Annotated in this window: 14 protein-coding genes and 1 tRNA gene; 4 read left to right on the top strand and 11 right to left on the bottom strand. The window is 63.9% G+C overall.

Annotated features, from left to right (window positions below):
• Positions 1–196 precede the first annotated feature (196 nt).
• Entirely contained in the window at positions 197–1,174 is a 978-nt protein-coding gene (locus GOQ09_RS07875) for a GMP reductase (protein WP_157612934.1), read from the top strand.
• Positions 1,175–1,195: 21 nt separating this feature from the next.
• On the opposite strand, the gene GOQ09_RS07870 is transcribed toward GOQ09_RS07875, so the two are convergent.
• Positions 1,196–2,062 carry an alpha/beta hydrolase gene (locus tag GOQ09_RS07870; RefSeq protein WP_157612933.1) on the bottom strand — a complete coding sequence of 289 codons (867 nt, stop codon included), beginning with the start codon at positions 2,060–2,062 and terminating at the stop codon, positions 1,196–1,198.
• A 102-nt stretch (positions 2,063–2,164) separates the two neighbouring features.
• Here GOQ09_RS07870 and GOQ09_RS07865 point away from each other — a divergent pair.
• The 3 genes from GOQ09_RS07865 (at position 2,165) to GOQ09_RS07855 (ending at position 4,980) form a co-directional block, all read left to right on the top strand.
• Positions 2,165–2,240: transfer RNA gene (locus tag GOQ09_RS07865), tRNA-Ala, on the top strand.
• A 339-nt stretch (positions 2,241–2,579) separates the two neighbouring features.
• A complete protein-coding gene (locus GOQ09_RS07860; RefSeq protein WP_157612932.1) occupies positions 2,580–4,268 on the top strand; it encodes a sensor histidine kinase in 1,689 nt (562 codons plus the stop codon).
• Between the two features lie 22 nt (positions 4,269–4,290).
• Positions 4,291–4,980, top strand: coding sequence for a response regulator (locus tag GOQ09_RS07855; RefSeq protein ID WP_157612931.1), 690 nt, complete (start codon positions 4,291–4,293; stop codon positions 4,978–4,980).
• A gap of 16 nt (positions 4,981–4,996) precedes the next feature.
• Here GOQ09_RS07855 and GOQ09_RS07850 read toward each other — a convergent pair whose 3' ends face one another.
• From GOQ09_RS07850 to GOQ09_RS07805, 10 genes are all read right to left on the bottom strand, one after another.
• Complete coding sequence (locus GOQ09_RS07850; protein ID WP_157612930.1) at positions 4,997–5,905, bottom strand: type II secretion system F family protein; 909 nt, start codon at positions 5,903–5,905, stop codon at positions 4,997–4,999.
• 13 nt (positions 5,906–5,918) lie between these two features.
• The gene (locus GOQ09_RS07845) at positions 5,919–6,911 is read right to left on the bottom strand and encodes a type II secretion system F family protein (RefSeq protein ID WP_157612929.1); all 993 of its coding nucleotides are present in this window, start codon (positions 6,909–6,911) and stop codon (positions 5,919–5,921) included.
• 9 nt (positions 6,912–6,920) lie between these two features.
• Positions 6,921–8,294 (bottom strand): CpaF family protein, encoded by a 1,374-nt coding sequence (locus GOQ09_RS07840; protein WP_157612928.1) that lies wholly within the window; start codon positions 8,292–8,294, stop codon positions 6,921–6,923.
• A 54-nt stretch (positions 8,295–8,348) separates the two neighbouring features.
• On the bottom strand, positions 8,349–9,500 hold the full coding sequence (locus GOQ09_RS07835; RefSeq protein ID WP_157612927.1) for an AAA family ATPase: 1,152 nt from the start codon (positions 9,498–9,500) through the stop codon (positions 8,349–8,351).
• Between the two features lie 19 nt (positions 9,501–9,519).
• On the bottom strand, positions 9,520–9,948 hold the full coding sequence (locus GOQ09_RS07830; RefSeq protein ID WP_157612926.1) for a TadE/TadG family type IV pilus assembly protein: 429 nt from the start codon (positions 9,946–9,948) through the stop codon (positions 9,520–9,522).
• Positions 9,945–10,406 (bottom strand): TadE/TadG family type IV pilus assembly protein, encoded by a 462-nt coding sequence (locus GOQ09_RS07825; RefSeq protein WP_157612925.1) that lies wholly within the window; start codon positions 10,404–10,406, stop codon positions 9,945–9,947. Before GOQ09_RS07825 ends, GOQ09_RS07830 begins: the two co-directional genes overlap by 4 nt.
• A gap of 5 nt (positions 10,407–10,411) precedes the next feature.
• Entirely contained in the window at positions 10,412–11,671 is a 1,260-nt protein-coding gene (locus GOQ09_RS07820) for a pilus assembly protein TadG-related protein (RefSeq protein WP_157612924.1), read from the bottom strand.
• 46 nt (positions 11,672–11,717) lie between these two features.
• The gene (locus GOQ09_RS07815) at positions 11,718–11,894 is read right to left on the bottom strand and encodes a Flp family type IVb pilin (RefSeq protein WP_157612923.1); all 177 of its coding nucleotides are present in this window, start codon (positions 11,892–11,894) and stop codon (positions 11,718–11,720) included.
• 105 nt (positions 11,895–11,999) lie between these two features.
• Positions 12,000–12,179: a Flp family type IVb pilin gene (locus GOQ09_RS07810; RefSeq protein WP_157612922.1), complete on the bottom strand. Its 180-nt coding sequence runs from the start codon at positions 12,177–12,179 to the stop codon at positions 12,000–12,002.
• A gap of 100 nt (positions 12,180–12,279) precedes the next feature.
• Positions 12,280–12,489: a Flp family type IVb pilin gene (locus GOQ09_RS07805; RefSeq protein ID WP_157612921.1), complete on the bottom strand. Its 210-nt coding sequence runs from the start codon at positions 12,487–12,489 to the stop codon at positions 12,280–12,282.
• Positions 12,490–12,557: the final 68 nt, after the last annotated feature.

Genomic DNA, 12,557 nt, shown 5'->3' with positions numbered 1-12,557 from the left:
GTAGAAACCAACTCGTATGCGGGTTATATGAAGAACTGGAAGACCTCCCTTCACCACCCTGCGTAAAATCAATCACCGGGCCCAAGTTTCTTGCGTCCGGTTTTTTGTGGGCGTTTTCTTTTCGGAACGCCACGGAGACCGGCCGGACCAAGCGCTCATTCGTTCGTTTCAACGATTCCTTTTCAGGAGCCTGGTCATGCAAATTTTCGATTACGACAACATCCTGCTGCTGCCGCGCAAATGCCGCGTGGAAAGCCGATCGGAGTGCGATACCAGCGTGACGCTGGGCGCGCGCAGCTTCCGCCTGCCGGTGGTGCCGGCCAACATGAAGACGGTGGTCGACGAGTCGATCTGCCTCTGGCTCGCGCAGAACGGCTACTTCTACGTGATGCACCGCTTCGACCTGGACAACGTGAAGTTCGTCAAGGAAATGCAGGGCCAAGGCGTGTTCGCTTCGATCTCGCTCGGTGTGAAGAAGCCCGACTACGACACGGTCGACCAGTTGGCGGCCGAGGGCCTAGTGCCCGAATACATCACGATCGACATTGCGCACGGCCACGCCGACAGCGTGAAGAACATGATCGGCTACCTGAAGCAGAAACTGCCGGGCTCCTTCGTGATCGCGGGCAATGTGGGCACGCCCGAAGCGGTGATCGATCTGGAGAACTGGGGTGCCGACGCCACCAAGGTCGGCATCGGCCCGGGCAAGGTCTGCATCACCAAGCTCAAGACGGGGTTCGGCACGGGTGGCTGGCAGCTCAGCGCGCTCAAGTGGTGCGCACGCGTGGCGACCAAGCCGATCATTGCGGACGGCGGCATTCGCGACCACGGCGACATTGCCAAGAGCGTGCGCTTCGGCGCATCGATGGTGATGATCGGCTCGCTGTTCGCGGGCCACGAAGAATCGCCGGGCAAGACGGTCGAGGTCGACGGCGTGCTCTTCAAGGAGTACTACGGCTCGGCCAGCGACTTCAACAAGGGCGAGTACAAGCACGTCGAGGGCAAGCGCATCCTCGAGCCGATCAAAGGCAAGCTGGCCGACACGCTGGTCGAGATGGAGCAGGACGTGCAGAGCTCCATCAGCTACGCCGGCGGCCGCGCGCTGATGGACATCCGCAAGGTCAACTACGTCACGCTGGGCGGCGACAACGCGGGCGAGCACCTGCTGATGTAGGCGCCCTGCCGGGCCGGGCGGTCAAGCCTCCAGGAGTTGCACCGCTTGGCGGTGCAGCGCGTGGGCCGGGTCCGCCAATGCATCGACGACGCTGAAGTGGTTCAGGCCCGGCAGCGTTTCGCACACAGGCACGGTGTTGCGGCCCCATGCCTCGCGAATCAGCGCGTTGTGGCGCAGGAACTCCTCGCTTTCATCGCCACCCACCACCGCGTGCAGCTGGCCGCGCGCCGGTGCCGGCCACAGCGCCGGGCTGGCGCGCAACGCGTCCGCATCGCTGAGCTTGAGCACGTTCGCGAGGAACGGCGTGCGCTGCAGCGGCCGAAGGTCGTAGAGGCCCGAGATCGACAACGCGTTGCGCACCAGTTGCGCCGGAAGATCGGGCGCAACTGCCTTCCAGTTGCAGGCCAGCAGCGCGGCCGCCATGTGGCCGCCGGCCGAATGCCCGGCCACGGTGATGCGCGACGGGTCCGCGCCGAAGCTCGCGGCGTTGCGCCATGTCCACTCGAGCGCCCGCACCATCTGCATGAGGATGCCCGGCACGGTCACGGGCTGCTCCGCCGTTCCGGGGCACAGCGCGTAATTGGGCATGACCACGCACACGCCGCGGTCGTTGAATGCGGGCGCAATGAAGGAATGGTCGCGCTTGTCCATCGCGCGCCAGTAGCCGCCGTGAATGAACACCAGCACCGGCGCACCGGGCACGGGGGCGGGAAAGATGTCGAGCGTTTCGTTGACGCCCTGGCCGTAGGGCACGTCGATCCTGCCGGCAAGCGCTTCGCGCGCGGCAGCGGAATCGCCCGCCCATCGCTTGAAGTACGCCGGGTGGTCTTTCACCCGGGCGAGATTGTTGTACATGCCTTCCAGCCAGGCGGGGTCGTACGAGGCCATGCGGTTCCTGCTTCCTTCTTTTTTGGAGACCGCGCATCTTGGCGCATCCCGGGTTTGCCGCATGCGCTTGCAGGGGTGTTCTGGTTAAAATCCGCCTGCGTTGGGGGGGTAGCTCAGCTGGGAGAGCGCCGCGTTCGCAATGCGGAGGTCGTGAGTTCGATCCTCATCCTCTCCACCAACAACACCCATACAGAAAGGGCTCGAATTTTTTCGAGCCCTTTTTTCTTGCCTGGCGTTGATCGCGTGCTTTTGCCGCTTCGCCCTCCAGCCTCAGTCACCGGCTGAAGTCACGAAATAAGCAAAAATTTTCATTTGGTAACAATATTACACGCGTAACCATAGAAACAAAGTATTGCATTTGACTACCAAAGTAGTAAGGTGAAATCTTCACATTACACCTTTGGTATCAAACGTGAACAGCGCGGGCCCAGTACTCGATTCTCCGGAACGCCAATGCTGGCGGGCCTTCGGACACAACGGCGGAGCATGAGATTGCTCAGCACACTGGAACAACGCCGTGCCAGTCACCTCCTTCGACCCGGACTGCGGGACCGACTTCAACCTTACCGCCGACGCGGTCATGGTTGCAAGGATGAGACTGGTGCTCTCGATCTCCGCCCTGCTGGCGGTTGCGGTTGACGCAGGCGAGGCCCAGGAGCACATCAGCAGCCCCACCTGGCTGGCATTCGCCAGCTACCTACTTTATAGCGGCGGCGTTTACATCTGCACGCGCACAGGCCAGCGCTACTTTCGCGGCAAGGCCATCCACTGGTTCGACGTGCTGTGGTTCACGGTGCTCATTTTCGTAACAGGCGGTCTTCCGAGCCTGTACTTTCTCTTCTACTTCTTCGTCATCCTCACCTCGTCGTTCCGCTGGGGCTATGAAGAAGGAGCCAGGGTGACGATGGCGTCCGTCGCATCGTTCGCCGCCTGCAGCCTGGCCACGGGCACCGACACCTACACGCCGCAGCTGCTCATGCGCACCACGTTCCTGCTGGCGCTGGGGCACATGATCGGCCACTGGGGCGGATCGAAGGTCGAACTGCGGCGGCGCCTCTCCCTGCTGGGCCAGGTAAGCCGGCTGTCGAATCCCCGGTTCGGCGTGAACCGCACGATTGCCTGCACGATGGAAAGAACGCTCGATTTCTTCAAGGCGAGCCACTGCATCCTGCTGATGCGAAATTCTGAAACCGGCGTCTGGGTCATGCGCGCGCTCAAGGAAGGCGATGCGGCGGAGGCCGTGAGCGTCGAGACGATCAACCGCATCACGGACTCACCGCTTGTGGCGCTGTCCGGCGAACGCATCGTGCTGAACAACCGCCGCCCCTGGCCGCTGAACTGGCTTCGGGCCGAGGGCCATGCCTGCGAGCAGCGCAACCACCGCTGGCTTGCGCTGGACGAACACGGAGCGCGCCGCAGTTCGGCCGTTGCCGCAATGCTGGAGGCCCGCTCCTTCATGAGCGCGCCGCTGCCGATGCGGCTGGGCGAGGGCCGGGTCTTTGTGTCGTCGCGCGACGGGCAGTTCCGCAAGTCCGACGCGCTCTTCCTGGCGCACATCATGGGGCACGTCTTTCCCGTGATCGAAACGATCGAGGTGCTGGACCGGATGGCTTCGGAGGCGGCTTCGAAGGAGCGGCTGAAGCTCTCGCTGGATCTGCACGACACGGCGATCCAGCCCTATATCGGCCTGAAGCTGGGGCTGAGCGCCTTGCGCAAGAAGGCGGCTGCCGACAACCCGCTGATCGACGACCTGGAAAAGCTGGCCGGCATGGCCGAGAGCGTGGTGACCGACCTGCGGCGCTATGCCGGCGCCGTCAAGCACGGCGGCGACGCGCACTGCGAGTTCATTCTTCCGCACCTGCACCGGCAGGCCGCCCGCATCAAGACGCTCTACGGGATCGACATTGCAATCCTGCTCGAAAACGACGTCCACCTGGACGACCGGATGACGGCCGAAGTGCTTCAGCTGGTGCGCGAGGGGCTGAACAACATCTGCAAGCACACGCACGCCCATCGCGGCTGCATCCGCATCGGCTGCACGAACGGCAAGCTGCACATCCGGATCGAAAACGAGAGCTGCGGCACGGAGTTCGCGAACTTCCGGCCCCGCTCCATCAGCGAACGCGCGGCGGCCCTGGGCGGCCGCGCGCAAGTCAGCCAGGGCGCGGGCGGCGCCACGGCCGTTCTGGTCGAAATACCCATCTGATGAAGAAGGAAGAGGTGCAACCATGCAACCCACTACCACCCAGCCCATCGGCGTCATGCTCGTGGACGACCACCAGACCATGCTCTGGGGACTGTCGAGGCTGATCGACGGCGAGCAGCCGCGCATGAAGGTCGTTGCCACGGCCGACTGCTGCGAAGACGCGCTGGAGCGAACCGGGCAACTCACGCCCGACGTGATCGTGCTGGACCTGGACCTGGCTGGCCAGTCAGCGCTGGACATCCTCCCGATGCTGCTGTCGAACGAGGTGTCGCGTGCGCTCATCCTTACCGGCGAGCGCAGCCAGCAGACGCTGGATCTTGCCGTGCTGCGCGGCGCAAGGGGTGTGCTGCGCAAGGACGCTTCCGCGGAGCAGGTGCTCGATGCGATCGAGCGCGTGCACAAGGGCGAGCTGTGCGTCGACCCGCAGGCCATGAGCCGTGTCTTCTCCGAACTGACAGCGCCGAAGAAGCCCGTGAAGGCCGACCCCGAGGCTGCCAAGCTGGCCAGCCTGACGCAGAAGGAGCGGCAGGTCATCCAGGCGGTCGTCCAGGGCAGCGGCGCCGCCAACAAGACGCTGGCTTCACGCCTGTTCGTGACCGAACACACGTTCCGCAATCACCTCACGTCGATTTATCAGAAACTGGGCGTGGCAAACCGGCTCGAGCTGTACATCTACGCCATCAAGCACCAGCTCGACGCCGCGCCTCACTGAGCTCGGGCGCCGGGCCTCAAAGGCCGCCGCTGAGCATCGGCGAGATGATGCGAATCACACGGATGGCGGCGGGCGTCAGGATGACCATTGAGATGCACGGAAAGATGCACAGCACCAGCGGCAGCAGCATCTTGGTCGGAACCTTCGCGGCAAGCTCTTCCGCGCGAACCTGCCGCTTGTGGCGCAGGTCGTCCGAGAACACGCGCAGCGACTCGCCGATGCTGGTGCCGAAGCGGTCGGCCTGGGTCAGCATGGTCGCAAAGGTACCGATTTCTTCCACGCCGGTGCGAAGCGCAAGGTTGTGCAGCGATTTCTCGCGCGTGCCGCCTGCGCGCATCTCGAGATTGGTCCAGTGCAGCTCCTGCGCCAGGGCCTCGCTCTTGACGCGGATCTCCTCGGTCACCTTGACCAGCGCGGCATCGAGCCCCAGGCCCGCCTCGACGCACACCAGCATCAGGTCGGCGGCATCGGGAAAGCTCTCGAAGATCTCGCGCTGGCGCTCCCTGACCATCAAGCGCAGCACGATGTTTGGCAGGTAGCAGCCGAGCAATGCCACCACCGCCAGCCACAACAAAGTGGTGACTCCGTCGTCCGCGCCTGCAGCGCGTACCGCCACAAAGGCCAGACCCGCAAAGCCAAGCGGTAGCAGCGTCTTCAGGCCGAAATAGAAGAGGCTCGCGTCCGGGTGGCGAATACCCGCTTTCAAGAACTTCAGGCGCAGGGGCGATGTTTCACCCTCGCCCGTGGGCGAGGAAAGCTGGGCGAAGGGGCCGACGAGCTTGACGGCAGTCTCGGTCCAGGCCGATTTGCCCGATGAAGGAGCCACCGCCCGAAGGCGCTGTTCGGTGCGCGTGGGCAGCATCCAGACGGCGAATCCGCCGACGGCCAGGGACACGGCAACAAAGACGAGGATAGGAAGCAACATGGCATTTTCTCCTTCAGACACGGATCTTCACGATCTTGCGCAGGATCAGCACGCCGATCACCATCAGGCCCAGCATGTACTTGACGACCGTGATGCCGATCGGATCGGTCCACAGCGGCGACATGAACTCCGGATTGAAGGTGTTCATGAGCACCGCGAGTGCAAAGGGCATCAGTCCCAGAATCCAGGCCGACAGGCGCCCTTCCGACGACAGCACCCGCACCCGCGCCAGCAGCTTGAGGCGGTCGCGGATGAGCTTGCTCAAATTGCCGAGCACCTCGGTCAAGTTGCCGCCGGAGTCGCGCTGGATCAGCACCGAAACCACGAAGTAGCGCAGTTCGGTGAGCGGCACGCGCTCGCTCATGTTCGTGAGCGCCTGCTGCAGCGAAACGCCGAAGCCGACCTCGTCGGACACCATGCGGAACTCGCCAGCAATGGGGTCGGACATTTCCTCGCCGATCATCTGCACGCTGCTCGCGAACGAATGGCCCGCGCGCAGTGCGCGCGTCACCAGGTCGAGCGCGTCCGGCAGCTGCCTTTCGAGGTGCGCCAAGCGGCGGCTGCGCCGGTGATTCAGATAGAGCAGCGGCACCGCCGCGCCGGCTACGGCCACCAGCATGGCAATCCATGCGGGCTGGTTTGCGAACGACATCATCACCATGAAAACGACCATGCCGGACAGTGCGCAGGCCAGCAGCACGTGGGACACCGTCCACTTCAGCCCGGATTGGAGAATGAAGCGGTCCAGGCGGTGGGCCCGCGGAAGCTTCAGCAGAACGCGCTGCATCCACGGCGCGTCGCTGAGCACGCGGTCTTTCACGAGCCGCGCCTGCGCAATGCGGTCGGTGGCAGCCGACAGCGCCTGCAGCCGTTTACCGATCTTCTGCGCCTCTGGGCCTCGGTACGCGCGCCAGAGCATGTACAGGCCTTCGATCACCAGCAGCACCGTCACGAAGACCAGCACGAACAGGGTAATGAGCGTGTCGCCAACCAGGTTCTGGAACATGGGGCCTCCTTATTCGTAATGCTTGTCGGGATCGAACATGGTGTCGGGCAGCACCACGCCATAGGAGTGCAGGCGCTCGACGAATTTCGGCCGCACGCCCGTGGCGTGGAAGTAGCCGCGCACGCGGCCGTCGGGGCCCATGCCGGTCTGGCGGAACGCGAAGATCTCCTGCATGGTGACCACCTCGCCTTCCATGCCGGTGATCTCCTGGATGCTGGTGACCTTGCGCCGCCCGTCGACCAGGCGCAAGACCTGGATCACCACCGTGATGGCCGATGCGATCTGCTGGCGCACGGAATGATGTGGAAGGTTGAGATTGGCCATGCTGATCATGTTCTCCAGCCGCGCCAGCGCATCGCGCGGGCTGTTGGCGTGGATGGTGGTCAGCGAGCCTTCGTGGCCGGTGTTCATGGCCTGCAGCATGTCGACCGCCTCTGCGCCGCGAACCTCGCCAATGACGATGCGGTCGGGCCGCATGCGCAGCGCATTGCGCACCAGCGCGCGCTGCGTGATCTCGCCCTTGCCTTCGATGTTCATCGGCCGGGTTTCCATGCGGGCGACGTGCGGCTGCTGCAACTGGAGCTCGGCCGCGTCCTCGATGGTGATGATGCGTTCGGTGGAGGGAATGAAGCCCGAGAGAATGTTCAGCAGCGTCGTCTTGCCGGCGCCGGTGCCGCCAGAGATCAGCATGTTGATCTTTGCGCTGGCCAGGCCTTCGAGCATCAGCCCCATCTGCGGCGTGAGCGTCTTGAGGTCGTCCACCAGGTTTTCCATCTTCAGCGGGATCTTTGCAAAGCGGCGAATCGACATCATCGGGCCGTCCAGCGCCACTGGCGCCACCACCGCGTTGACGCGCGATCCGTCCGGCAGCCGGGCATCGACCATGGGGCTCGATTCGTCGATGCGCCGCCCCACCAGTGAAACGATCTTGTCGATGATGCGCAGAAGATGCTTCTCGTCGGTGAAGCTCACGTCGGTCAGTTCCAGCCGGCCCCTGCGCTCGACATAGATCTGGTCGTGCGAGTTGACCAGGATGTCCGACACGGTGGGGTCGGCCATCAGCAGCTCGATGGGCCCGAAGCCGAGCATCTCGTGCTGGATGTCGCGGATCAGCGTGCGCCGTTCGATGTCGTTCAGCGCTTCGGGCTCTTCCTGGAGCAGCCGTGTGACCATGGTGGAGATTTCGTGGCGCAGCACCTCGGGCTTGAGGGTTTCGAGCACCGCCAGGTCGAAACGGTCCAGCAGCCTCAGGTGCATTCGCTCCTTCAGGAGCTTGTAGGAATCCGAGGCGAAGGACGAAAGTGCGGCATCGGCCACGGGCAGGACCGTAGGGCGCGCGACCGGCTCGGCTTCGATCGCATTGAGCTGTTCTCTGAATGACATGTGGACCTGCCTTGCTGTTGGAGGGAGAAGATTCGCCCGCGCGCAATGCGGACGTCATGCACGGCGGAAAAGCCGGCCGATGAAGCCCGGCGCTTCCTTCTGGCGCGGACTGAGCGCCTGGGCGATTTCCACCAGCCGCTTGCTGAGTGCGCTGCCGCGCGACATCTCCGCGATCGGTACGCCCCGGTTGATCGAGGCGTCCACGTCCTTGCCGCCGTCGGGCACGCTGACCAGCGTGGCCCCGCCGAGCGAACGACGCATGTCGGACAGGCCGATCTCCGTGCCACCGGCGCTGCGGTTGACCAGCAGTTCGACCTTGCCTGCCGGGTAGCCGAGCGACTTGAACATCTGCATGAGGCGCGTCACGTTGCGGATGTGCGGCAGGCTGGGCTGGAGCACCGGAAAGATGCGGTCCGCGCGGTCCATCACGCGAATGGCGAGCGGATCGATGCGAAGGCCCAGGTCGAACAGCACGAAGTCGTACTGCGCCACCGCCACCTGCAGGATGGCATCGATATGCTCGGCCTTGACTTCCAGGGCGCGGGAAAGGTCCTCGGGCGCGGCAAGAATGCTGAGGCCAGGCGCCACCGTCACCGCACTTGCAGCAAGCAAGGAGGCATCGAGCCGGCCGATATCGCGTGCCACGTCGGCCACAGTGCAGGTGGGCCGAAGGTCGCACACGTAGGAAAGGGCATCGCCGAACTGCAGGTTCAGGTCGATCAGCAGCACCGAACGCCGCATGGACAGCTGATGCCCGATGTTGGTCGCAAGAAAGGTGGCACCGCTGCCGCCCTTGCACGGCATGAATGCCACGACCTGCCCCGGCTCGCGTGCCTGGGTGCCGGCCATCTTGAGCGCAATGCGCTCCACGGCCGCTTCGAGGGCCGCGGGATCGGGCGGCGAAGGCAGCACCTCGCGGACGCCAGAACGCATGGCCAGAATCAGGAACTCGGGCGTCTGCATGGCGCACATCAACACCACTGAAATCGCCGGATGGCGCATGGTGAGCTGCTCCACCATCGCCAGCTCATGAGGGTCGCAGCACATGCCGTCCACCAGCAGGAGCTCGGGCGCCGATCGCTCGACCACCCATTGCATGCGGCTCTTGCCGCCTTCGAACGGCGAGACCACGTGTGAGCGGGCCTCGAGCACCTTGCGCATGTCCTGCAGGTGGCCGGGATTGGGGGAGATGATGGAGATCTTCATGGCGGGTTCCGTTTCGTCTCTACGAGCAGATGGTCGGGCTGTGGGGGTCCTTGCGCATCACTTCGCGCGGCAGGAAGGTAGAAAAACTCGGCATGGGGATCAGCGGCGCGGCCGCCCCGACGATGGGCGAGATCCATTGGTAATTGAGGCCGGTAATGCCCACCGTGACACCCTGGCAGGTGGCGGCCGTGCAGCTGGCCGGCGTCCAGGCCACGCTCACCGCGGTGATCTGCGGCAGCAAGGCCTGCATGCGGGCCAGCACCAGCGCCTGCTGGGCGGTGTCGTCGCACACCACTGCGTAGCGCGCGCCGGCACGCGTGGCCTCGCTGGCCATGCTCCACGTGAACAGCATGCGCGCGAAGTCCACGATGCCCAGCAGCAGCATGAGAAAGATGAGCAGGCCGAGCGCAAACTCCACGGTGGTCGCCCCGGATGTGCGATTTCTCATGATGGCGCCCTCATGGTGGCGGTGATGTCGCTGAAGACGATGTTGCCGTTCGCATTGGCAAACACCACGCCCATCACCGACGGAAAGAGCGAGTGGAAGCTGTAGCTGCTGATGCGCACCGTCACCGTGGTGATGAGCGGGTTCGCCCCCGTTTCCTGCCAGGTGCAGCAGGTGCCCACGGGCACGTTCGAAAGGCTCAGGCCGCGCGCAAGCGGCGTGCCGGTGCCGGCGGTGTTGCCGTACACCATCAGGTTGCGCGCCTCGGTGATGCGGGTGCCCGGCGTCTGCACCGAGAGGTAGCGAACCGCGTCGCGTGTCGACTTGACGACCAGGTTGTATTCGTACATCGCGCGGCCGAATTCGGTCGTGATGAAGGTGAGCAGCAGCAGGAGCGGCGTGATGAGTGCCAGCTCGATCAGCGCAGCGCCGCGCTGCCTGTGGTTCGAAGTTTTTTTCATTCGCTTCACCTCACCAGAACAGGTACCAGGGGCCCTGCCGTGCCACCGGCGAGTCCGCTCGTTGTGCAGGGGCTGCCGGCCGCGCCGGCATTGCCGCGAAACTCCAGCCATGCGTCGCCCATCGGAATGGTCAACGGCTGCAGCATCAGCATGCAGGCATAGTCGATCACGCGCCCGCCGCCATCGACCACTGGCACTGTGACAATGCGGCGGTCGAAACCGTATTGCTTGTGGCCTCCGGCAACGTTGCCCGGTGCGGCCAGGTCTTTGAAGCTGTTGAGCTTCAGCCCGGTGATGTCTTCGCAGTCCTTCAATTTCTTTGTGGTGTCGCCGCAGGACGCGAAAGCCGCCCGCTTGGTCACGAAGTTCTTGGCGCTCGCCGGCGATGTAGGGGCCGGGCCGTCGTAGGCATTGAACTGTGCAGGCCAGTTCACCGAGGTATAGGCGTAGCCCGTGTAGTCGGGCCGCTGCACGCTCGGATCGCCGCTGTTCTTGTAGATGCCGAAGCGCTGGTTCCAGACATCGACCACCGAGGTCTGCACCCCGGGGGTGCCGAGCTTGTCGCCCACCTTCGTTCCGCAGTGGTTGTTCAGTTCGGATGCGGTTTCCGAAGCACTGTTGCTGCCGTCGAGATTGGCCCAGCCGATCTCTCCGCCGGCCGATGCGTTCTGCGCCTGGATCAGCTTCACCCAGTCGCCCACGTTGAGCCCGTAGTTCGGCGCAACGCCTCCGGCCTTCGGCTTCAGCGCGACGGGGATCGGACAGGTGGTTTGTGCACTGGCACGGGTGGCCACCGCACTGGCCGCGACACTGCGGGTCGACGGATAGGCGGCCGCATTTCCGGAGAAGGCCACCATGGCCTTCATGAGCCAGATGACGATATTGGGCTGCGTGTGCACGCACTGCGCATAGGTGGCCACCGCGGGGTTGGTCGTAGGCGCATAGGAAGCGTCGCGAAATGTGATGTCGGCGAGGGTTAACTGCCCCTGCCCGCCCCAGGTGCCGGACTGCATGTCGACCCGGTTGGCGTTGCCGACGGTCTGGCCTGCGCTCTGGGCCCGCGTTATTGCGGTGCCCTGCTTGTCCAGCTCGCGCGCGGCGGCCAGCGCGCAACTGTCGACCGCAGTCTGCAGCTCGGTCCTGACGACGAACAGGTGGCCGAAGTCGAGCGCAATGCCCATGAATCCGAGGAGGAACAGCAGGACCATCGCAGTCGTGATGATCATTGCGCCGCGCTGACGGCGGCCGGAGATGCGGGCTAGCATGATCGGCTCCTGTGCAATGGTGACGATTGGAAAAGAGCCCTGCGCTTCAGCCGCAATCCACGCCGCCGAAGCAAGTGCGTACAAGATCAACGAGATCAGTGAAGCCGGCTTCCGTCACCAGCGGCTGCAGCGCGATCATCAGCAGGATCGATACCACTGCAATGACCAGCGCGTACTCCACCACCTGGGCACCGTCTTCATCTTCCAGAAATGTCTTGATCATGGTGATGGCCTTGATACGTAAATTGGAGAAAGACTCACGTGGAAGCGGATGAAGGACGGGACGAATGGGCAGGACGCCTCGACCCACTCGTTTTCCGGTCGCCACTTACACGCAGGGCCCCGGCCCGTTCAGGCAGGTATTGAGGCGACCGATGAAGTTCGTGAAGGGGGCCCCGCTCCCGAGCAGCTGCAGTGCCAGGACCAGTGCAATGGAGACGACAGCGATGATCAGCGCGTACTCCACGACCTGGGCGCCGCTTTCGTCTTTCAGGAATGTCTTGAACATGGTGATGACCTCGATTCGTAGAGGGAGAGTGCTTGGAAGCCGATGAAGGAGGGTGCGAGCGGGCCGGAGGACCGGCCCCACTCCCCTTGCCTCGCACCGCTTATGCGCAGGGTCCCGGCCCATTCAGGCAGGTGTTGACGCGAGCGATGAAGTTCGTGAAGGTGGCCCCCGTGGTGAGCGCCCTCAATGCAACGACCAACGCGATAGAGACGACCGCGATGATCAACGCGTACTCGACGACCTGTGCGCCCTCTTCATCGAGCATGAAGCCGCGAGTCGATTGGCCGATGGCCTGGAGAAAGTTTTTCATGCTTCTTTCCTTTCAAGGTTTGAACAGTTGGAAATCAGGTTTGAAGAATTGAACGGGTAGGGACGAAA

Origin of the sequence: Variovorax paradoxus (assembly GCF_009755665.1) — a bacterium.
Classification (GTDB): Bacteria; Pseudomonadota; Gammaproteobacteria; order Burkholderiales; family Burkholderiaceae_C; genus Variovorax; species Variovorax paradoxus_G.
This window is presented reverse-complemented; position numbering and strand designations above follow the sequence as displayed.

What these genes read in the sequence shown, in the direction of transcription:
- GOQ09_RS07875 (WP_157612934.1), top strand. Translation starts at nt 197, where the DNA reads ATGCAAATTTTCGATTACGACAACATCCTGCTGCTGCCGCGCAAATGC.
- GOQ09_RS07870 (WP_157612933.1), bottom strand. Translation starts at nt 2,062, where the DNA reads ATGGCCTCGTACGACCCCGCCTGGCTGGAAGGCATGTACAACAATCTC.
- GOQ09_RS07855 (WP_157612931.1), top strand. Translation starts at nt 4,291, where the DNA reads ATGCAACCCACTACCACCCAGCCCATCGGCGTCATGCTCGTGGACGAC.
- GOQ09_RS07850 (WP_157612930.1), bottom strand. Translation starts at nt 5,905, where the DNA reads ATGTTGCTTCCTATCCTCGTCTTTGTTGCCGTGTCCCTGGCCGTCGGC.
- GOQ09_RS07845 (WP_157612929.1), bottom strand. Translation starts at nt 6,911, where the DNA reads ATGTTCCAGAACCTGGTTGGCGACACGCTCATTACCCTGTTCGTGCTG.
- GOQ09_RS07840 (WP_157612928.1), bottom strand. Translation starts at nt 8,294, where the DNA reads ATGTCATTCAGAGAACAGCTCAATGCGATCGAAGCCGAGCCGGTCGCG.
- GOQ09_RS07835 (WP_157612927.1), bottom strand. Translation starts at nt 9,500, where the DNA reads ATGAAGATCTCCATCATCTCCCCCAATCCCGGCCACCTGCAGGACATG.
- GOQ09_RS07830 (WP_157612926.1), bottom strand. Translation starts at nt 9,948, where the DNA reads ATGAGAAATCGCACATCCGGGGCGACCACCGTGGAGTTTGCGCTCGGC.
- GOQ09_RS07825 (WP_157612925.1), bottom strand. Translation starts at nt 10,406, where the DNA reads ATGAAAAAAACTTCGAACCACAGGCAGCGCGGCGCTGCGCTGATCGAG.
- GOQ09_RS07820 (WP_157612924.1), bottom strand. Translation starts at nt 11,671, where the DNA reads ATGCTAGCCCGCATCTCCGGCCGCCGTCAGCGCGGCGCAATGATCATC.
- GOQ09_RS07815 (WP_157612923.1), bottom strand. Translation starts at nt 11,894, where the DNA reads ATGATCAAGACATTTCTGGAAGATGAAGACGGTGCCCAGGTGGTGGAG.
- GOQ09_RS07810 (WP_157612922.1), bottom strand. Translation starts at nt 12,179, where the DNA reads ATGTTCAAGACATTCCTGAAAGACGAAAGCGGCGCCCAGGTCGTGGAG.
- GOQ09_RS07805 (WP_157612921.1), bottom strand. Translation starts at nt 12,489, where the DNA reads ATGAAAAACTTTCTCCAGGCCATCGGCCAATCGACTCGCGGCTTCATG.